Origin of the sequence: Halobaculum sp. MBLA0143, assembly GCF_041361465.1 — an archaeon.
Taxonomy (GTDB): Archaea; Halobacteriota; Halobacteria; order Halobacteriales; family Haloferacaceae; genus JAHENP01.
Map to the genome: position 1 here is coordinate 18,420 of NZ_JBGKAC010000002.1, position 20,072 is coordinate 38,491.

The window sequence follows — 20,072 nt, forward strand, 5'->3', positions numbered from 1 at the left end:
TCCGGCGTGGGCGAGACGACCCGGACGCCGCAGTTCAGGTGTCGACCGACTCGTCGGGGTCACGAGGATCGATCTGTCGCTCGTCGTCGGTGACCGACTCGTCGGAGTCGCCCACGCCGGCCGACTCGACTACCGAGACCGTGGCGGCGACGAGTGTCGCGCCGCTGGTGTTCACGGCTAGGTCCACGACCGTGTCGACGGCGTACGTCCGGAGCGTGAGATCGTACCAGAACGACTTGAACAGGAACTCGTACACTTCGAAGCCGGAACCGATGGCGAACACGGACGGCACGACCCACCAGACGGATCCGACGGGGACCTCTCGTCCACGGTGTGTCAGGTACGCGAGCCCGGCGACGCCGATTCCGCCGAGGCTGTGAGTGAGGAGGTCCCACCACGCGATGGTGTGGTACAGCTCCGCCCGGATACCGACGAAGTGACAGACGGAGACAGTGACTGCGACGACGCCGAACACGATCCACCCTGCCGTCGTCTCACCGGTCCGGAGGTCCGCCACGAGCCGACGGACGAACCGGAGGAGCCACCGGTGTGGGTCGCCGGGGAACCCCGGAGTCGCGGCTGCGACCCGGGTGCCGGCGACGGCCAACACGAGCGACGCGACACCGACTGTCGCTCGCATCGAGAGGTGTGGCAACGTCACGTTTCTCTGAAACCCGAACGGGTGTAAAGACCTTGTGTCATATGTCGCCGTCCGTGACAGTGCGGCGGTGACCGGTACCGATGGGTCACCCGCCGCCGAGCGTATACGCGAGGAGGTACGCGGCGGCCGCCAGCGTGAGGGTCGCGACACCCGTCACCAGCGCTCGAAGTCGGCGGTCGACGGGCGTCGTCTGCGCCCGGAGCGCCGGCAGTCCGACCAGCGCCATCGGCGCGATGGTGAATCCGAGCCAGTGGGCGTCGACCATCGTCGGTCGGGGGAGTAACACCACCGCGGCCGCGTAGCCGACCCCGACGACGGCACGGGGGGCGACTGCCCGCCGCAACGACCGCCCGGCGACGTGTGTGTAGACGGCCAGTCCGACCCACACCGTAGTCAGCTCGACGAACGTGATCGCGAGCAGGTTCAGCGTCGGGTCGGCGGCGAAGACCAGTCGGTCGCCCAACAGCCGTGCGTCGGTCGGCGCGAACAACGGCGGCGGGGTGGACATCAGCACGTCGCCCCAGGGGTGTGACAGCAGCCCGCCGGCGGCGGCAGCGAGACGGTCGCTCGCCGACAGCCTCGTCCGGGCGGCCACGGCGACGCCGACGGCGACCACGCCGACGGCGAACACCCCGGCGACGAACGTGCCCCGCAGGCCGGCGACGCCGTCGCCCACCAGGAACGCCGGGGCCACGGCGAGAGCGGTCACGCCCGCCGCCAGCACGCCACGACCGTGGTCGCCGTCGGTCCACGCCCGCCAGGCCCCGCCGGCGGCCGCGACTCCGACCGCCGCGGGACCGACGACCGCCAACGGGTGGGTGACGCGTCGGTGGACGGCGTTCGACACGCCCCAGAAGCCGTTCATCGACACCACCGCATCGCCACCCAACTGCCGGACGTACGACAGCACGCCGACGAGTAAGTCCAGGTCGGGCAGGACCGCCGCGGCCGCCGCGACGGCACCGAGCCACAGCGTCGTCCGCCGATCTCGTCCCGCCAGCGCCGCGAGCCCGGCCACGAGCGCGAACGCCAGGAACTCGTGTCCGACGAACACACGCCGACGTTCCGGTGGCTGTGTGGTGTGTGTTTCGGCTGCGCTCAACGGGGCGGAGCCGACGGCGCTCGACGTCGCCGGCGGGACGGCCCCGTGTCGGTGTCGCCGAACGACGCTGCGACGACGGACTCACCACGACACGGGAGTTTCGCGGCCGCAGCGAGCCCCTGTATCCGTCTGACTCCGCCCGTGTCCTATTACTACCAGAACTAATTTATCGAACAGGAACAACAATCTACTCGTGAACCACGCCGTCGTGACGGTCGGACTCCCCGGAACGGGCAAGACACACAGCGCGCGGTACCTCGCGGGACTGCTCGGAGCTCCGGTGGCGAGCCTCGGTGACGCCGTCAGACGGGACGCGCGGACGGAGCTGGAGGGGGCGGTCGTCGGCAGAGAGATCGGCAACTGGCTGTACGCTCGGTTCCGAGAGCGCGGGGCGGAGCCGTTCCGGGAGTGGATCGCCGACGCCGTCGACGACTGTCTGCCGGCGTCGACGGTCGTCGTCGACGGTGTGCGGACGCCGGTGTCGCTGTCCGACCTCCGGAGCCAGGCCGACAGGGTGACGCTCGTCAAACTCACCGCCGGGTTCGACGTGCGCTACGAACGGGTCAGCCGTCGCAACCGTGCGGGCGCGGGGCAGTACGGTCCGGGCTACCTCCGGCGGCGCGACCGTCGAGACCTCGAGTACGGCCTGGAGACGCTGCTGACCGACGAGCCGGTCGATCACCGAATCGTCAACGAGGCGGACCGGACACAGTTGGAACGAGAGCTCGACGCCGTCGTCGCGGCGATTCCGACGACGGCCGCAGAGACACGCACGAGAGAGACACGCAGAGACGAACTGTACGGAGACGGGTCGACCGACGACGAGTCGTGAGCGGTCGTCACCGCTCCGGTGGGCTGTCGACGACGCGGAGGCGACGCTGCCGGCTGTGGACGATGTGGACGCTGGCGACGACGAGCAGCCCACCGGCGACGAGCCAGGCACCGGTGTACCCGTCCAGCACGACGAACGGCGGGACACCCAGCCCCGACGCTGCCACCACCAACAGGCTGACGAGCGCGAACCCGAGGTAGAACTGGCTCCAAGGCACGTCGTCGCCCGCGATCACGTCGAAGTACACGTCGAACGCCGGCATCTCCGCTCCGACCGCGACCGTGCCCCGAGCGCTGTCGTAGTCGACGATGTCCAACCGGTCTAGCTTCGGGAGGTGCGTCTGGTGGAGCGCCGTGTACAGCCGCTTGCGCTGGCGGGCGCTCACGGCCGACAGCTCTACGTCGTTCTCCCACGCGGCGAGCTGTTCGGCGAGCTCCCCGATCGCCACCGTCTCCCCGTCCCCGACCCCGACGAGGTAGTGGATCGCGTGTCGCCGTCGACGGTTGCTCAGTGTCTCGAACAGTTCGTCCGTCTCGACGGCGTCGGTCTCTACTGCCGATTGCATATCTCGTTGTACCTCACGCTATCGGAGTATAAACCCATGTGTGGAATCACCATTTATAATCTATTTAGGGTCATCTGATACTAATATCCCGTCACGACAGATCGGCTACAGTGTACTGGTGGAGCGCCGCAACAACTGTCCGTTCGGACGACGGCCGCGGCCGTCGGGCGGTCACAGGCTGTCCCGACGACGGCGTACGGAACACATACTTACGCCGACACACCGCGTAGCGGTGACGACCGGCACGCGCCGGCAGACACATGTCGATCCGACCACCGACACCGCAGACGCACTCGACACGCACCCGCCGAGCGACGCTCGCGGCCGCAGCCTGGCTGCGCGCTGGGCCGCTCGGAACCGCCGTGGCCTGGCTGCGCCACCCGCAGTACACCGGCGACGACCGGTGTCTCCCGTGTACCGTCGTCAACCTCGCCGCCGTCGCCGTCGGCGGGACGGTGTTGGCGACCGTCTCCCCGACCGCCGCGTTGGTCGCCGTCCTCGCCGGGGTGGCGGCCATCTGGCTCCGAGGGTACGTCGTGCCGTACACGCCGACGCTCACCCGGCGGTACCTTCCCGAGCGGGTGCTGGCGTGGTTCGGGAAGGCGGCGGCGTCCGACCGGGTCACCGCCCGCGCGGCCGACCGCGACGGGCTGTTGGAGGCCGCGGGGCTGCTCCGCCCGACGCCCGTGGGCGACGACGTGCGCTTGGACGCCGGGTTCGCCGCCGCGTGGCTGTCGGGCACCAGAGTCGCGCTCGCCGGGACGGACGGCGAGCGGACGGCGCTGTCGACCGCGCTCGGTGTCGACCGCGACGCGCTCGTCGTGACGACGTACGACGACGGAGTGGTCGCCCACCTCGACGGCGTGTGGCTGGGCACCTGGGAGTCGCGCGCGGCGTTGTTCGCCGACACCGCCGCGTTCGATCTCCTGCCGGAGTGGCTGCCGGAGTGGGACCGACTCACGCCCGCCGCCCGCACGGAGACGGCCGCCAGTCTTCGACTGTTCGCCGAGGTGTGTCCCGCGTGTGGCGGAGCCGTCCGGCTCGGCACGGACACGGTGCCGTCGTGTTGTTCTTCCCGCCGCGTCGTCGCCGTCTCCTGTGTCGACTGTGACACCCGGATGCTGGAGGTGCGCGTCGCCGCCGACAGCCTGGAGTAGCCGGCGACACGCGGCCGGCGATTCGGCGTGACCCGACCGAGGCCGACCCCAGCCACACTCTGTTCTCCGACGCGAGCCGAGAGTCGAGAGCCGAGGCGGTCGTCCGCCGGCGTCACCGCCGCCCGTTCAGTCGCCCGTGGAGTTCGCGGAGGTCCAGCCACAGCCAGAACAGTCCGACACGGCCGCCGACTGGGGCTGCCAGCAGTTGGTACAGCGTCGAGACGGCGAACACGACCAACACGCCGCTGGCCCACAACAACGGGTCGACGAGCGCGAACGGCGGGAGAGCAGCCAACGCCGCGACGACGAGACACAGCCCGACGATCCCGACGCCCCGGTAGTACTCCCCCCAGGTGAGCCCGGCGGGGCCGAGCGTGTCCATGTACCGGATCAGTTCGCGCGCCTCCGCACGGACGACGACACGCTTGCGGACGGCGTCGTAGCTGACGAACCCGTGTTCGTCCAGTTTCGGGAGGTGTGTCTGGTGGAGCGCGTTGTAGACGCTCCGGCGGAGCGGCCGCGGTGCCGGCGTCTCGCCCGCCTCCGTGGCGGCGACCCGCTCGGACAGCTCTCGCAGTTCCAGCGACGGCTCCCCCGGCCGCGAGGACAGGACACGGAGCGTCTCACACCGACGCGCGTTGCTCAGCAGGTGGTGCGCGTCCGTCGCACGCAGGGGGGCGTCTCGTGTCACTATCGTCGAAACGCTCCGTTGCCACTTCAGTATGGGCTCGGCTCCGACCCGACGGAGTGGACCGTCGCGGTGGTTCGCCGAGCACTGTCGAGCGGCGGGGTGACCGTTCACGGCGGCGAGACGGCCGTACGCGCCCGGTAGGCGGGGCCTAACGGCCCGAAGGCCCTGGCGACGACCCGGTAGGCGAGGGCCCGTCGCCCGGCTCGCACACCACCACAGAGCGGTACGGCGGCCCCCAAACGGGTGTCACGAGACGTTTCACGGTGTCACCGGGCGGATGCAGCGGGCTGAACCGGCTCATAGCTAACCTCGACCCCATCCAGGAGACGAGTATCCCGAGACGGTCGGACGGACGGCCGCCGGGTGACCGACTATGACAGACGACGAACCCCGACTGTACGACCTCTCGCGGCGGAAGATGCTCGCCGGCCTCGGTGCCGTGGGCCTCGCCTCCGCGGGCGCTGGACTGGGTACGAGCGCGTTCTTCTCCGACACGGAAGAACTCGAGAACAACAGCATCACCGCGGGCACACTCGACATGTCCGTGACCGCGACCGTCGTGGCCGCGAACGACTACTGGGCGAATCAGACGTCTTTCGAACTCGGCGCGTCGACGACCGCCGACGGCCAGGACGCCGCCGTCGGCCTCGTGGTCGACGACGCCAAGCCGGGCGACTGGGGGATCGTCTGCTGTGAGATCGACGTTCTCGACAACCCCGGCTACGTGCAGGTGAGCACGGAGGAGTTCGCGGAGGCGGGCGGCGCGAACCCCGAGCCGGAGCAGGCGGCGGAAGGCGACACGAACAACAGCGCGGACCTGGGCCAGTTCCTCCTGTCGACGGTGTGGCAGGACTACGCCGGCCCGGTGGACGGCTCTGCGGGCGGGACGCGGACCGACCTCACGAACCTGGACCCCGTGTTCAACAACGCGAGTGACCTCCTGGGGCTCCAGTACGCACAGCCGGACACCGGCGGTGTCGTCGACAGCGACCAACACCACACCACCGCTCGGGAGGCGAACGCGATCTTGGACACGGCCAACGGCGGCTACATCGTCAGAGACGACCAGGGCGTGCCGGTCGCGGTCGGCGGTGTCGACGGCGAGCCGTACGTGTTCTACCTCCTGTTGGAGATTCCGTACGAGGTCGGCAACGAGATCCAGGGGGACAGTCTCTCCTTCGATCTCGTGTTCGACACGGAGCAACGCCGGAACAACACGGACCCGTTCAACAACACGGCCGTCTGACCCGGCCGAGGAGTGACGATAGCCGACGGTCGGGCGGACACCCGGCCACACCGGTCGACGGCGACGACACCGTCGACACACGCGACGACAACACATGACACACACTGACGGGCTGGGGGGACTCAGCCGACGGAAACTGCTCGCCGGCGTCGGTGCCGTCGGACTCGCGTCCGCCGGCACCGGACTGGGGACGAGCGCGTTCTTCTCCGACCAGGAGGAGTTCCGAGACAACGACATCACCGCGGGTGAGCTCGACTTGAAGCTGGACTACAAGGCGACGTACGCCGGCGGTACGGGCCGTCTGAGCCAGATCCAGGCGATGGGCTACCCCGACGCCGAGGAGATCGACGAGGGGACGTACCTCCTCGACCAAGCGCCGTCGCCGGCGGACATGCAAGACTGGGCGGATCTCGTCCAGGCGGCTGGCGACCAGGCGTTCGAGTTCTGTAGCCCGGAAGCCGACGAGTTCCTCGTCAACGGCGACGGCGTGCCGATCTTCACGCTCTCGGACGTGAAGCCGGGCGACACGGGTGAGGTGACGATCAGCGTCCACCTCTGTGACAACCCGGGGTACATCGAGCTGTCCGGCGCGCTCACCGACGAGGCCGACAACGGACAGAACGACCCGGAGATCGCCGCCGAGGGGACCGACACGGACGACCTGAGCGAACTCCCGGACGAGATCCAGGTGTGTGTCTGGTACGACGAGGACTGTGACAACGTGTTCGAGCCGACCGGGACGGGCGAACGCAACGAACTGGAGGTGGCGCTCGTCAGCGACACCTCCGGCTCGATGGCCGACGAGATCGACGACCTGATCGCGGCGGCGACGGACTTCGTCGACAACCTCTCGGTTCCCGACGAGGCGGCCGCGATCTCGTTCAGCAACGGCGCGAGCCTGGACCAGGAGCTGACGACCGACTACCAGGCTGTCAAGGACGCGATCGACCTCTACGACGACGGCGGCGGTACGGACATGACCGCGGGGATCGACACGGCAGAGACGGAACTGTCGACCGGGACGAACGCGACGGCGGGTGCCTCGAAGGTGATGATCGTCCTCTCGGACGGCTCGCCGAACGACTCGAGTGCGGCCGCGTCGGCCGCAGCGGACGCACGCAACGCCGGTGTCCGGATCTTCACGATCGCGCTGGGCACCGGGGCCGACGAGACGTTCTTGGAGACGCAGATCGCCTCCAGCCCGGACGACGCCTTCGTCGCGCCGGACCCGGCCGACCTGGACACGGTGTACGCCCAGATTGCGAACATCGTGCTCGCGGGCGAACAGAAGATCGTCGAGGGGACGATGCGGGAGGTGTTCGACCAGTTGAGCCAGGGGATCACCCTCGACGGCTCCCGCGTCGACGCCGGCGTCCAGCCGTACCCGGCGATGACGACCCAGTGTATCGGCTTCGAGTGGGAGCTCCCGTTCGCCTCGGGCAACGAGACGCAGTCCGACAGCGTGAGTTTCGACGTCGCCGCGACGGCGACGCAGGCTCGCAACACTCCGCCACCCTCCTGACGACGGCCGGTGAACGGCCCCCCGGGATCTCCCGGGTCGAATCGCGCGAGCGAACAACGACCGACCGACTGGACGACACGACACAGATCGACAATTCACAACACATGACAGACAACAACGGAATCGGGCGACTCAGCAGGCGGAAGGTGCTCGCGGGCGTCGGCGCTGTCGGGCTCGCCTCGGCGGGTGCCGGGCTCGGCACGAGCGCGTTCTACGCGGACGAGGAGACGTTCCAGAACAATCAGTTCGTCGCGGGCGAACTCGACCTCCTCGTCGACTGGCAACAGACGTACACCGCGGACGGGGAGACGACGTTCGTCAACGCACACCCGGACCACGACCAGGACGGCGAGCAGTCGATCCAACTGACGGACGGTAGCGTCCGGCGGTACACGGACGACGCTGGCCTGGAGGGTGACGACGACAACGGCCGCAACGTCGACATCCTGGACTGTGACAACATCCCGCCGCTGTCGGAGGCGACGTACGGGACGGATCCGACGACGGGGGAGCCACAGGAGGCGCTGATCGAACTCGGCGACGTGAAGCCGGGCGACGAGGGTGAGGTGACCTTCAGCCTCCACCTGTGTGACAACCCGGGCTACCTCTGGATGCAGGCGACCGACGTCGCCGAGAGCGAAGGGCAGAACACGGACAGCGAGGCAGCCGTCGACGAGACGGAGGCCGCGGACCTGGCACGCAACATCGACGTGGAGCTGTGGTACGACGAGGACTGTGACAACGTCCGCGACGAGACGGAGCCAGCGGACATCGTGCTCACGCTGGACTTCTCCGGCTCGATGCTGTACGACCAGTACGGCGGAATCGTCAGCGACGACGAGATCCAGGTGAACGGTACGACGTACCCGGAGACCACGCGGATCGACCTCGTGGAACTCGGCACACGACAGTTCGTTGACTACCTCGACCGCCAGGGAACTGACTTCCAGGTGGGCGTCGCCTACTTCGACGGCGAGGGGACAGACGACACGGAGCCCCGGACGGGCGTGCTCCAGCCGCTCACGTCGGACCTGAGCCTCATCGACACGGCGCTGTCGGGGCTCCGACAGAAGCTGGCGAACGTGGTCACGGGCAGTGAGCCGTCGACACCGAACGACGGCGACGGTGACTCGGACCCGAACGCGACTGCACCGTCCATCTCCACGGGGACGTTCATCGGCGAGGGTGTCGAGGACGCACAGGGGGAACTGGCGACCAACGGCCGTGCGGGCGTCCGGGCGGCCAACATCACGCTGTCGGACGGGTCCAACTTCGCGGGCCAGGGGCCGAACACGCCCGTGGCACCGACGGACGCCGCCGACGACGCGCGGGCCGCGAGCCCGGCACCGGGAACGGACCTGTACACCGTCTCCATTGCGAGCGCCGACGAGACGACACTCCAGGCGATGGCCGGCGCGGCCGGGAGTTCGGGCAACGATCCGGACTTCTTCTACGACGTGAACGACCCGGCGGCCATCCCGGCGGTGTTCGGGCTGCTCGCGGGCCAGTTCGTGACCGAGCGGCTGATCGTGTCGGGTACGCTGGACAGTGCACTGTCCGCACTGTCGTCGGGCAACGGGATCCCGTTGGACGGCAACCGGGCGACGCTGTACGACGAGTTCGCGGATCCGGCGACGGACTCGGACCGCGAGCCGTTCGTCGGCGAAGGGATCCAGCACTGTCTGGCGATGTCGTGGGAACTGCCGTTCGACGTCGGCAACGAGGTGCAGGGCGACAGCGTCGCGTTCGACGTGGCGTTCTACACCGAGCAGGCCCGGAACAACGACGGCTCCGGCCCGACGGTGACGACCTGATCCGGCGAGTCACCGGTGATCTCGGCGTCACCGTCGCCGACGCCGACACTGGTCCCCCGACACGGCCCTCCACGCCGGTACGGTCGTCGTACCGGGGGCGTAGGCGACACTCACTCCCGGCCTCGGGGCCGGACACCGTGGCGAGACGCACTCGCCCGGCCGGCCACCTCGACGGCGGGAGACGGACGGACAGCAGACAGCCCGGCGACCGGACCGGACGGTAGCCGGCGTATACCTAACTCCGGCCGGAGCGACGTACGAACGGAGACAGACGCGAGACTGGGTCGGGACGGCCGGCCGACGCCGGCGCGAGTCGGCGAAGGGAACATGCAACTCACACGGCGCACACTGTTGGCCGCAGTCGGACTCGGATCGCTGGGGGTCGGGACGGCCACCCTCGGACGGCAACGGCCACGGTTCACGAACTACAGCTACGCACAGACGAGTGGGCTCCCGGAGTCGGTGGTCCGGGTGGCCTGGTACGAACGCTACAACGGCGTCTTCCAGGAGCGACAGAACGGCACGACCGACCCCGGACTCGACGCGACGCTCGACCCGGAGACGGACCCAGCGTACGTCGACGACCTCGCCGCGGCCGCAGACGGCCCGGTGTTCTCGTTGTCTGGTGTGCTCCCGGGCGACGACGGCGTCGTGATCGTCGGACTGGAGACGACCGCGACGGACGACCTGCTCGCGGACGAGATCGACATCTACCTCCAGACGACGGTGACGGCCGACGGCGAGGGGGAGTTCGTCGAGCCGGAGCAGGCCGCCGGCGACACGACGGCGACGGACGGTGAGCTCGACGACGAACTCCTGGTGACGGTGTGGCGCGACGGCTCGCCGTTGGGCACCTGTGACGGTGAGGTCGACGTCACCGAGACGGTGACCGTCCCCGAACAGCCCGCGAGCGTGGCGTTGGGTGCTGGCGGCGCTGGTGCCGACGCGGGCGTACTCGTCGTGACGGGGCTGACGCCTGGCGCACCCCGGTGTGTGTCGTTGGCGTGGCGGTTCCCGTACGACGCGTCGACGAACCGCTCTCAGGGAGACTCCCTGGGGTTCGACGCCGTGTTCGCGGCAGTGCCGGCGGGCGACGGCAGCCCGTTCGAGACGGCGACCGGAGGTGAGGATGCGACTCAGTAGGCGGGGGCTGTTGGCGGGCGTCGCGGCCGGGACGGCGGCACTGGGCGGCGCAGGAACGGGCGCGGTCGTCCGGGACCGCGAGACGGTCGAGAGCGCGGTCGACGCCGGGCAGTTGGACGTGCGGGTGGCCTACTGGACGGACGCCGGCGCTGGGATCGACCCGACGCAGCCGGACGGCGTCGTCGACGGCCCGACGGTGACGCTCCCGGCAGTGGCACTGACGGACGCGGCGGCGACGGAGACGACGGTCGTCAGAGTGGAGCCCGTCGACGGATTCGACCGACCGGTCGCGCTGTCGATTCGAGCGACGACGCCGCAGACGACGGCGACGGAGACGGTCCGGGTCCGGCTGTCGACGGCGACGGCCGACGGCAGTCCGACCGAGACGTTGGCCGACGACACACTGTACGGGTTCGCGCAGGCGACGCCGCTGGTGGTCGACGACGGCAGCCGAACGGACGGCTGTGTCGCCACCCCGGTGACGCTGGCTGCACGGTTCGACCCCGCGGGGTTCGTCGGAATTGCAAGCGCCGATCTGACCGTGACCGTCGCCGCCGAGCAGTGTCTGTCGGCACCGACGGCCGCGCTGACCGACTCGGGGTGGTTCGAGTGACCCGCGAGACGCGCGAGACCCGCAGAGGGCGTGAACCGGACGACGACGAGCCGGCGTCGGCGGCGACGGACCGCCGGCAGACGGCACGGCGGATCGCGGCCATCGGGGGGACGGTCCTGCTCGTCGCGGCGGTGGTGCCGTTCGTCGTGTTCGCAGTGCCGCAGTTGGTCGGGGCGAACTACGGGTTCGTGATCCTCTCGGGGAGTATGGAGCCGGCGCTGTCGACCGGCGACGTGGTGATCGTGGACGCGAGCACGGCCGTCGGCGTCGGCGACGTGGTGACGTACCGCAACGGGCGCGAGGTGCCGACCACCCACCGCGTGGTCGAGGTCGTAGACGGTGCCTACCTGACGCAGGGGGACGCCAACGAGAACCCGGACACCCGGCTCGTCTCGCCGGGGGACGTGCTCGGCGAGGTGACGCTGTCGATCCCGTTGATCGGCTACGTGATCCTCTGGGCGAACACCCCGGTCGGCTACGTCACGCTCGTCGTCGTGCCGTTGCTCCTGTTCGGCGGCTCGGAGCTGTACGGCTGGATGCGCCGCGGTGACGACGCAGACGGCGATGCGGACGACGACACGGACGAGCCCGTCGGCGACCCGGCGACGGACGCTCCCGACACACCCCCGGCGGCCGTCGTGACGCCACGAGAGACTGGGGCTCCGACGGCCGACGGCGGCCGACGCCGACCACCCGAGCCAGCGACAGACGGGGCCGTGATGGAGGCGATGGAGACGACAGACGCGACCGTGATGGAGGCGATGGAGACGGCGAGCGGAACTGCGGCGGACGGCGACGGCGTCACGTCGCGGACGCCGCCGGCCGAGCCGGCGTCGGAGCCGGCGTCGGAGCCGGCGACGGTGTCGGTCGCGGAGACGGATCTCACACTGAGCGCGCTCGCGGCGGGTGGGCTCGCGGCGTACGCTGGCTGGAACGTGTACGGCCAGGTGTCCGTCGGCGCTGCGCCGGACGCGGTCGCGGTCGGTGCGGCGACGGCCGGGCTACTCGGCTGTCTCGCCGCAGTGTACGTCACGCTCGACGGCCGGAGACGGGCGAGTGCCGCCCGGGAGGCCGTCGCAGCCGCGACCGCAGCGCAGTCGGCAGAGACGACAGGGACGACAGAGACGACGACTGCTACGACGACGGACGCTGCTGTGACTCCGGTGTCGTCGCCCGCGGAGTCGGAGGCCGACGAGGAGGCCGACAGCGAGGGCGAACTGGACACCGAGAAGAACGAGTCGGACGAGTCGGACGAGTCGGACGAGTCGGACGGCGACGGGGGGGCACCGTGAGCCGACCGGTGACGGTGGTGGTCGTGGCGGCGGTGGTTCTAGCGGCCGCGACCGCCGGTGCCGGCCTCGGCAGTCTCGCGCTCGTGAGCGACACGGAGACGGCGGTCCAGCCGCTCACGGTCGAGATCACCCCCGTCCCGACACCGACGCCAGTCGTCTCGGCGTTTGGCCTCGGCGTCGTCTCGGTGGACGACGACACGACGAGCGACGAGGAGACGGAACTGCCCGTGGTCGACGTGGTCGGCAACGAGACGACACCGGCCTCCGACGAGAGTTCCGAGTCTGAGGACGCAGTCGAGACGGCCGAGACGGCCGTCGAGGACGCGGACGAACCGACGGACGACGAAACCGTCGGAGACGACGTGGACGATTCGGACGGGAACGAGACGGTCGAGCCCGAGTCGAACGGGAACGAGACGGTCGAGCCCGAGTCGAACGGGAACGAGACGGTCGACCTCGAAATCGGTGACAACGAGACGGTCGACCCCAAGTCGAACGGCAACGAGACAGTCGACCTCGAAATCGGTGACAACGAGACGGTCGAACCCGAGTCGAACGGGAACGAGACGGTCGAACCCGAGTCGAACGGGAACGAGACTATCGATCCCGAATCGAACGGCAACGAGACGGTCGACCTCGAAATCGGTGACAACGAGACGGTCGACCCCAAGTCGAACGGCAACGAGACAGCCGGGATCGCACCCGACGGCAACGAAACTGTCGAACCCGAATCGAACGGGAACGAGACGGTCGAGCCCGGGTCGAGCGGGAACGAGACGGTCGAGCCCGGGTCGAGCGGGAACGAGACGGTCGAGATCGACGACGAAGCCACGGACGACCCCGCCCCGGGAGACCCGAACGGCGGCGACGGCAACGCGACCGCCGGTGACACGCCGGACGACGGCACCGACCCAGATCCGGAGTCGGACAGGGACACCGAATCCGTGCCCGAGGGCGGCCCCGACGACGACGTGTCGAACGCGGACGACGCCGCCGCCGACGCGAACGCCTCGACTGACGACTCGGATACGTCCGACGAGACGGGTGACTCCGACGACGACACACCGAACGACCCGGCCGACACCAGCTCGACCGAGAGTGGTGCCGACGCGGACGAGACGGACGATCTGATCGACGAGACCACAGACGAATCCGACGGTACAGACGCGGACGGCACGGACGACGCGGACGGCACGGACGACGCGGACGACGCCGAGGAGACGAGCGAGAGCGAGCCCGACGACTCGGAAGCCGAAGCGACAGACGACTCCAGTGGCACAGACGCTGCCGACGGCGTCGACGACACGGACGGCGACACGGCCGAGGCGGGCGACGCCAGCAGCGAGGAGGAGACGAGCGAGACCGAAGCCGAGGCGACCCGGGACGACCGGGGAACGGGCGACGCCTGATGGATCGTCCCCGGGGGGGAGGTCGACTCCCCGGGACCGCACCGGGCGCGACGCGGCGGAACGTGCTCGTCTGGCTGTCGTCCCTCTACGTGGCCGCGCTCGTCGCGGGGTCGATCCGGTCGGTGGGCGTGTTCCGAGGCGGTCGAACGGTGTGCGAGCGACGGCTCACACGCCGAGCCGGAGCCCGGACATCACCGCGATGATCCCGAGCATGGCGGCGGCCTCGAACAGTCCGACCGCGAGGATCTTCTTCTCGACGGACGCCAGCGCCGACTCGTCCGTGTCGGAGGCGGTCCGGAGGTAGTACTCCCGGAGGTGGAGTCGGTTGGGCACGGCCAGCCCGAAGAAGAACAGTCCCCACCCGGACGCGAGCGCCAGCGTCGGCCAGGTGCCGCTGTAGCCGTACGCCAGCCCGGCGTCGCCGCTCAACAGGAGCGTGCCGGAGACGACCGTCGCCAGACTCGCGCCGAACACGAAGAAGATCACCTTCGGCGTCAGCCGCCGGGTCACCTTCCGGGCGGCGTCGTCGTCCAACCCACCCAACACCGGGCCGACGACCGCCGGAAACACGAGCGCGAAGCCGAACCAGAGCGCGCCGGCGGCGACGTGGGCGTAGAACAACCCCGCGGTAGAGCCCAGCGCCGCCGCGACGGCGACGACCCCCAGCGGCACCGCCACGCTCCCGGCAGCGAACGCCGAGTTCGCACGCTGCGCCAGGTGTGTCACTCGTTCGACGACGTTTCCGTCTCGTGGCACTCCCGTCTCGTCTACCGTTGCCATGTCAGTGCGTATGGAGGAATCCGACGTAAAGTTTGATACTGCGTGACATGTCAGGAGGGGGCACTGTGGGGCGCACGCGGTCGTGTGCTGCGCGGGGTCGAGAACAGAATCCACTTGCCCGCGGGCGGCGGAACGTAGCGTATGGACAGACGTGCCTTCCTCCGGACGGGAGCGGCCGTAGGGGCGGTGGGTCTCGCGGGCTGTCTCGGCGGGTTCGAGACGGAACAGGTCGGCCAGCCGCCGATCCCGGAGGACCGTCCGGACGGGGTGTACGTCCCCAGCCACGTCGAGGGGATGGCGATGGTCGGGACGGCCCGCGAGGGTGACTACGCCTTCGGGCTGACGTACAGCTACGCCCACCGGTTCTGGAACGTCGTCGGCGACGAGACCTCGCTGACGGCGGTCGGCGAGGAGGACGACGTTCACCTGATGGCCAGCGTCTGGGACCCGGAGACGGGGAGAGTTCTGCCGGAGACGGGGCTGTCGACGGCGATCTACCGCGACGGCGAACTCGTCACGCAGGAGGCGATCTACCCGATGCTGTCACAGCCGATGGGGTTCCACTACGGCGCCAACTTCGGGCTGGCGGGCGACGGCGACTACACGGTGGAGCTGAGCGTCGGCGCAGTTCCCACCCGGAAGACCGGGAGCTTCCGCGGACGGTTCGACGAGCCCGTGACGGTCGAACTGCCGTTCTCGTACAGCCGGGCGGACAGAGACGAGATCGACTTCGAGATCACGCCGGACGACGAAGCCGCGACCCCCGGCGCTGTCTCTCGGATGGAGATGGAGATGCTGCCGGACTCCCGAGCGCCGGCGGTCGGCGAACTCCCGGGGAACGTCCGCGGCACAGTCGAGAGCGACGACGCGGTCCTCGCCGTCACCGTCTTGGACGAGCCGCCGGCGGGCGTCGACGGCGACGGCCAGTACCTCGCAGTCTCCGCCCGGACGGAGCACAACCGGATGTTGATCCCGGCGATGGGGCTCCGGGGGCGACTCCGGCGCGACGGCGACACCGTGTTCGACGGCCGACTCCGACGGACGCTCGATCCGAACCTGGCGTACCACTACGGCGCGGTCGTCGACGGCGTCGAGTCCGGCGACGAACTCGAGCTCTCCGTCACGGTCCAGCCACAGACTGCCCGCCACGAGGGGTACGAGACCGCCTTCGGCGGTGTCTCCGGTCCGATGCCGGACGCGACGCTTACGCTGTAGTCGCTCGTCCACCCCGAGCAGCAATCTCGACGAAGTTGTCGAACACCAGACTCGCCTGCGCGGCCGCCGCGACGGTGTCGTCTGTGAGCTCCGCCAACAGCGCCGTCTCTCGCTCCGGATCGAACTCCTTGCCGCGAATCACCCACGCTGCAGTCTCGCGGTCGTACTCCGGGTGGAACTGGACGCCGTCGCTGTCGCCCACCCGGAACGCCTGAACCCCGGTGTCGACGACTGCGACACTGGGCTGCACGTCCGTCTGTACGCCGCCGGCGGCGCTACAGTTTCGCTGCTCTTGTACAGCTCACGCAGTACTAGCGTGTCGGCGCTCGGTGTCCACGGGTGTCACCGCGGTCGTCGTCGGGCTCTGTCGGCGACGCCCCGTTCGCGGAGCTCGTGTAGCACCTCGTCGTCGACCGCCGACGCTCGACACGGATCCTCGGAGCCGACCACGCGTCCCCGTCGCTCGTCTGGGCTCGACCGACTCACCACGAACGACCACGACGCTCGACTCCTCCCGAGCGACCCGACCACCGACGCGGGCGTGTCGGACGAGGCTGACACCACCGCTCGCGCGCCGGCGAGAAACACAGATCACGTCGTTGATGGTTCGAGCCTGCCGAAAAGTGTATACCGAGAGAATTCTTACCGTGGTAGAAGGTGGCGCGAGTGATAGACAGCAGTGACGGCGGGAGCCGCCTCGACCGGAGAGTGCTGGATCGAACGTTCGACGCTCTGGCACACGCGCGCCGGCGGCCGCCGTTCGGGGGTCGAGAGTCGACGGGTGCACCGTCCGTCGGCGAGGCAGAGCTCCCGGGTCGCGAGACGGTAGCGGTGTCGACCGGGCGCGTCCACGTGCCGAAGCCAGACGGCGCCGGGTTCGTCGCGTACGACTCCGACCGGGACAGCATCGGGTGGACGAGCGACATCGGCGTGGCGTCGTCTGTGCTAGACGAGCCGCTGGCCCGCGGGGGGACGGCGTGAGCGACAGTCCGGAAGAGGAGGTGGACCAGTCCGGACAGCCGTCCCTGCTGTACAGCCGACAGTGGCACCCGGTCGAACGTCGGTCGTTCGACCCCGAGGACGACGCCGATCTCGTGACGGTCGTGATCGGCGGGGTCGCGGCCGCCGAGGGAGTCGACCCGACGGCGGTGGCGACCCCGCCGCTGGGGTCGGTGATCGACGTGGAGGCAGTGGAACGCGCCCTGTTCGAGAGAGGCGGAGTCGAGGCCGCGGCGATGCGTTTCGTCTACCGCGGGACGCTCGTAGAGATTCGTGGCGACGGCCGGGTGACCGTGTTCCAGTAGCTCACTCGTCGACCGTCGGGCGGTGGAGTTCCTCGACACGCCCGGGGTGGACCTCCTCGACGTGGGTACACACTGTCCGGTGCCGGACCTCCGGATCGATTCCCCGACCCTCCAAGCCACAGAACGGACACGCCGTCAACAGCTTCTCCCTCGGCATCGTATTCGTTTACACGCTTCGTAGTAATAAACCCTACATCTAACGCAGCGCCGTGACAGAACTCCGTGGCGAGTCGGCTCTCCTGGTAGTACTGAAACAAGACTGCACTTCCGATCGGTTAGAGCCCCCTCCGACCAGAGCGGTCAGCGAGGCGAAAGCCGTAAGCCTCGGCGGGTTGGAGTAGAGTACGATGACCGACGGGGCGGAGTCAGAAGTGGACAGTTCGAGCAAGGCTACCGACTCGGCGCCGGACGGCGAGCAGTCGTTGCCCGGGGGAGAGGAGACGAGACAGCGGAACGGGCGGTCGGCGACCGAAGGGGAGACGACACGACGGAACGGGCGGCCGTCGACTGGGAGAGAGGAGACGACACGACGGAACGGGCGATCGTCGACCGAAGGGGAGACGACACGACGGAACGGGCGGCCGTCGACTGGGAGAGAAGAGACGAGACGCGGCGAGCAGTCGGCGACCGGAGGGACCGCTCCGGGCCTCGGCGACCGCGACGACGACGTTGGGTTGGGACTGTTGGACGAGCAGATGGGACCGAGTTCGGCGCTCGCGCACCTCTACCGCGGCGAGCTCCACCGGACGAAGTTCTGGCGCGAACGGCTGGACCGGACGACCAACTGGGCGGTGATCCTGATCGCCGCGATCCTGACGTGGACGTTCTCGGCGGAGTCACACCCCCACTACGTCGTTCTGGTCGGCGTCGCCGCGCTGACGGTGTTCCTGATCGTCGAGGCGCGCCGCTACCGCGGCTACGACATCTGGCGCTCGCGGGTGCGTGACCTCCAGCGGAACGTGTTCGCACCCGGACTCGACCCCGACTGCGAGCCGTCGGAGGGGTGGCGCGAACGGCTGAGCGCGGCGTACGCCTCTCCGGAGCCGGCAGTGACGGCGGAGGAAGCGGTCGCGCACCGACTCCGACGCATGTACCTCCCGCTCGTGTTCGTCGTGCTCGGTGCGTGGGTGATCCGCGTCACCGCGTTCGTCGCGGAGCCGTGGCCGGCCAGCGCCGCCGTCGGCGACGCGTCCGGAGTGGTGGTGACGGCCGTCGTCGCCGGCTACGCGCTCGTGGCCGTCGTCGTCGCCCTCAGACCCCGGACCTGGCACGGTGACGAGGAACTGCGTCACGACGAGCGAGCGTAGCTGCCGTCACTCCGGCCGTCTCCACACCCTGACCACCGGACCCTCGGTGGCGACGGCCACGCGGACGTCTCGGACCGCGGCCGTGTACGTCGTCGGCGGGCGACCCTCACACGGGAGTCGACTCCCCTCGTGGAGCAGTCCGGCCTCCGAGAGTCGGTCGAGCTTCCGGTACGTCGTCGAGGTCGGCACGTTCGTCGCGGCCGCGATCTCCTCGACGGACCGGTAGCGGTCGCGGACGGCGGCGAGGATCGCCCGACAGTCGTCGTCGGCCAGCGCAGAGAGCACGGCCGCTGCGCGCTCGTCCGGTAGTGTCGTCGACCCCTCGAGGCGCGTCCTGACGGCTGTCGTCGGGACTCTCCGTCGCTCCTGTGACTCGCTCATACCCGTCTCTGGTCGCCGGGGCACCTCGTTACCCGCCGCGTAACGGCACCACGAGCCGACTGAAGGCGTTGCCTACTGGCCACGTAGGCACGGACAACTTCCGGTGTCGCCGCGTCGCGGCTGCCGTCACCGCCGCCACAGCGTCGACAGCCGCGTCACGGCCACCGTCACCGCCAACGGCAGCCGAGCGTCCGACAGCGTGTGATCCACCCGTGTCCAGTCGACTCGCTCGACACAGCACATCGCCAACAACGACCCGCTGGTGACCGCGGTCCAGGCTGGCGCGGTCGCGGGCGCCAACGTGGTCCCCGCGAGCGCGATCGTCGCCGCCAGCCCGCCCAAGAGGTGTCGGCGACGGAGGCCGTCGGCCAGCGCCGGGTCGGTGTCACGCCCTTCCAGTCCGTCGAGAAACGCGATCAACCGGTCTGCCGGCGGCCGCCGTACTACGTCACCCCGGCTGCGATCGTAGTCGATCACACCCTCGTCTGCCAGCTTCGGGAGGTGGTTCTGGTAGAGGCTGATGTACACTCGTTTCCGTTGGGCCGACGTGAGCAGCGTCGGCTCCGTGTCGTTCTCCTCGGCCGCGATCCGTTCCGCCAGTTCCGACAGCGTCGTCTCCGGTGTGTCCGCGAGTGCCGACAACACTGCCCGCCGTCTGCCGTTCTTCAGCAGCCCGAACGCCTCGTCGTATCCCAACTCACTCGTCGTCTCCGTCCCGACTGCAGTCGTTTCTCCAGTCTCACTGCCGTCTGGTGTCGTACTCATCGTGACGCCTCCCTCACACACGGTCCGAGTGTGTCGGAGGTGTGCGTGTGCAGATTCTCTGTTCCGGTACATAAATCCGGGTCACGGTAACACCACTCGAACTGTCTGGAGACTCGTGGTTCAGATTCCGAAACAAAAATCGATAACGGAGTAGAGAAATGAGTACAGAGTGGACTTTGATACGGAGGAACGCCGACTCACCGGACCCGACCGCGAACTGGCGCGCGGTCGGTCACTGTCTCGTCCGAGGCCGGCTCCCCGTCGGTACCAGAG

22 protein-coding genes are annotated in these 20,072 nt (G+C 69.3%); 13 read left to right on the top strand and 9 right to left on the bottom strand.

What is annotated here, in order from left to right; genetic code table 11:
- Nucleotides 1–34: 34 nt before the first annotated feature.
- Both RYH79_RS15580 and RYH79_RS15585 read right to left on the bottom strand, forming a co-directional pair.
- The gene (locus RYH79_RS15580) at nt 35–661 is read right to left on the bottom strand and encodes a DUF2238 domain-containing protein (protein ID WP_370900995.1); all 627 of its coding nucleotides are present in this window, start codon (nt 659–661) and stop codon (nt 35–37) included.
- An 85-nt stretch (nt 662–746) separates the two neighbouring features.
- Nucleotides 747–1,715 carry a metal-dependent hydrolase gene (locus RYH79_RS15585; RefSeq protein ID WP_370900997.1) on the bottom strand — a complete coding sequence of 323 codons (969 nt, stop codon included), beginning with the start codon at nt 1,713–1,715 and terminating at the stop codon, nt 747–749.
- Nucleotides 1,716–1,956: 241 nt separating this feature from the next.
- On the opposite strand from RYH79_RS15585, the gene RYH79_RS15590 reads away from it, so the two are divergent.
- Nucleotides 1,957–2,595: an AAA family ATPase gene (locus RYH79_RS15590; protein ID WP_370900999.1), complete on the top strand. Its 639-nt coding sequence runs from the start codon at nt 1,957–1,959 to the stop codon at nt 2,593–2,595.
- 7 nt (nt 2,596–2,602) lie between these two features.
- Here RYH79_RS15590 and RYH79_RS15595 read toward each other — a convergent pair whose 3' ends face one another.
- Nucleotides 2,603–3,160, bottom strand: coding sequence for a DUF7344 domain-containing protein (locus RYH79_RS15595; RefSeq protein WP_370901001.1), 558 nt, complete (start codon nt 3,158–3,160; stop codon nt 2,603–2,605).
- Between the two features lie 260 nt (nt 3,161–3,420).
- Between RYH79_RS15595 and RYH79_RS15600 the strand changes: the two genes are divergently transcribed.
- Nucleotides 3,421–4,317 carry a DUF8054 domain-containing protein gene (locus tag RYH79_RS15600; RefSeq protein ID WP_370901003.1) on the top strand — a complete coding sequence of 299 codons (897 nt, stop codon included), beginning with the start codon at nt 3,421–3,423 and terminating at the stop codon, nt 4,315–4,317.
- A gap of 112 nt (nt 4,318–4,429) precedes the next feature.
- Here the strand turns inward: RYH79_RS15600 and RYH79_RS15605 are convergent, their stop codons facing one another.
- Nucleotides 4,430–5,008: a DUF7344 domain-containing protein gene (locus RYH79_RS15605; RefSeq protein WP_370901005.1), complete on the bottom strand. Its 579-nt coding sequence runs from the start codon at nt 5,006–5,008 to the stop codon at nt 4,430–4,432.
- 373 nt (nt 5,009–5,381) lie between these two features.
- Between RYH79_RS15605 and RYH79_RS15610 the strand changes: the two genes are divergently transcribed.
- The 7 genes from RYH79_RS15610 (at nt 5,382) to RYH79_RS15640 (ending at nt 14,047) form a co-directional block, all read left to right on the top strand.
- Complete coding sequence (locus RYH79_RS15610; protein WP_370901007.1) at nt 5,382–6,254, top strand: SipW-dependent-type signal peptide-containing protein; 873 nt, start codon at nt 5,382–5,384, stop codon at nt 6,252–6,254.
- Between the two features lie 94 nt (nt 6,255–6,348).
- Complete coding sequence (locus RYH79_RS15615; RefSeq protein WP_370901009.1) at nt 6,349–7,776, top strand: vWA domain-containing protein; 1,428 nt, start codon at nt 6,349–6,351, stop codon at nt 7,774–7,776.
- 104 nt (nt 7,777–7,880) lie between these two features.
- Nucleotides 7,881–9,590 carry a SipW-dependent-type signal peptide-containing protein gene (locus RYH79_RS15620; RefSeq protein WP_370901011.1) on the top strand — a complete coding sequence of 570 codons (1,710 nt, stop codon included), beginning with the start codon at nt 7,881–7,883 and terminating at the stop codon, nt 9,588–9,590.
- Nucleotides 9,591–9,917: 327 nt separating this feature from the next.
- Nucleotides 9,918–10,733, top strand: coding sequence for a hypothetical protein (locus RYH79_RS15625; RefSeq protein WP_370901013.1), 816 nt, complete (start codon nt 9,918–9,920; stop codon nt 10,731–10,733).
- Nucleotides 10,720–11,346 (top strand): hypothetical protein, encoded by a 627-nt coding sequence (locus tag RYH79_RS15630; RefSeq protein WP_370901015.1) that lies wholly within the window; start codon nt 10,720–10,722, stop codon nt 11,344–11,346. Before RYH79_RS15625 ends, RYH79_RS15630 begins: the two co-directional genes overlap by 14 nt.
- The gene (locus tag RYH79_RS15635; RefSeq protein WP_370901017.1) at nt 11,343–12,638 is read left to right on the top strand and encodes a signal peptidase I; all 1,296 of its coding nucleotides are present in this window, start codon (nt 11,343–11,345) and stop codon (nt 12,636–12,638) included. Before RYH79_RS15630 ends, RYH79_RS15635 begins: the two co-directional genes overlap by 4 nt.
- On the top strand, nt 12,635–14,047 hold the full coding sequence (locus tag RYH79_RS15640; protein WP_370901019.1) for a midas domain-containing protein: 1,413 nt from the start codon (nt 12,635–12,637) through the stop codon (nt 14,045–14,047). Before RYH79_RS15635 ends, RYH79_RS15640 begins: the two co-directional genes overlap by 4 nt.
- A gap of 165 nt (nt 14,048–14,212) precedes the next feature.
- On the opposite strand, the gene RYH79_RS15645 is transcribed toward RYH79_RS15640, so the two are convergent.
- Nucleotides 14,213–14,827, bottom strand: coding sequence for a hypothetical protein (locus RYH79_RS15645; RefSeq protein WP_370901021.1), 615 nt, complete (start codon nt 14,825–14,827; stop codon nt 14,213–14,215).
- Between the two features lie 141 nt (nt 14,828–14,968).
- On the opposite strand from RYH79_RS15645, the gene RYH79_RS15650 reads away from it, so the two are divergent.
- Nucleotides 14,969–16,042 carry a DUF7350 domain-containing protein gene (locus RYH79_RS15650; protein WP_370901023.1) on the top strand — a complete coding sequence of 358 codons (1,074 nt, stop codon included), beginning with the start codon at nt 14,969–14,971 and terminating at the stop codon, nt 16,040–16,042.
- Here RYH79_RS15650 and RYH79_RS15655 read toward each other — a convergent pair.
- Nucleotides 16,032–16,292, bottom strand: a complete 261-nt coding sequence (locus RYH79_RS15655) for a hypothetical protein (RefSeq protein ID WP_370901025.1) — start codon at nt 16,290–16,292, stop codon at nt 16,032–16,034. The genes RYH79_RS15650 and RYH79_RS15655 overlap by 11 nt on opposite strands.
- Before the next feature lie 416 nt (nt 16,293–16,708).
- On the opposite strand from RYH79_RS15655, the gene RYH79_RS15660 reads away from it, so the two are divergent.
- Nucleotides 16,709–17,023, top strand: coding sequence for a hypothetical protein (locus RYH79_RS15660; RefSeq protein ID WP_370901027.1), 315 nt, complete (start codon nt 16,709–16,711; stop codon nt 17,021–17,023).
- Nucleotides 17,020–17,346, top strand: coding sequence for a HalOD1 output domain-containing protein (locus RYH79_RS15665; RefSeq protein WP_370901029.1), 327 nt, complete (start codon nt 17,020–17,022; stop codon nt 17,344–17,346). Before RYH79_RS15660 ends, RYH79_RS15665 begins: the two co-directional genes overlap by 4 nt.
- Nucleotide 17,347: 1 nt before the next feature.
- On the opposite strand, the gene RYH79_RS15670 is transcribed toward RYH79_RS15665, so the two are convergent.
- A complete protein-coding gene (locus RYH79_RS15670) occupies nt 17,348–17,503 on the bottom strand; it encodes a hypothetical protein (protein WP_370901031.1) in 156 nt (51 codons plus the stop codon).
- Between the two features lie 517 nt (nt 17,504–18,020).
- Between RYH79_RS15670 and RYH79_RS15675 the strand changes: the two genes are divergently transcribed.
- The gene (locus RYH79_RS15675; protein ID WP_370901799.1) at nt 18,021–18,653 is read left to right on the top strand and encodes a DUF2270 domain-containing protein; all 633 of its coding nucleotides are present in this window, start codon (nt 18,021–18,023) and stop codon (nt 18,651–18,653) included.
- Nucleotides 18,654–18,659: 6 nt separating this feature from the next.
- On the opposite strand, the gene RYH79_RS15680 is transcribed toward RYH79_RS15675, so the two are convergent.
- Nucleotides 18,660–19,034 (bottom strand): ArsR/SmtB family transcription factor, encoded by a 375-nt coding sequence (locus tag RYH79_RS15680; protein ID WP_370901033.1) that lies wholly within the window; start codon nt 19,032–19,034, stop codon nt 18,660–18,662.
- Nucleotides 19,035–19,160: 126 nt separating this feature from the next.
- On the bottom strand, nt 19,161–19,799 hold the full coding sequence (locus RYH79_RS15685; RefSeq protein ID WP_370901035.1) for a DUF7344 domain-containing protein: 639 nt from the start codon (nt 19,797–19,799) through the stop codon (nt 19,161–19,163).
- Nucleotides 19,800–20,072 lie beyond the last annotated feature (273 nt).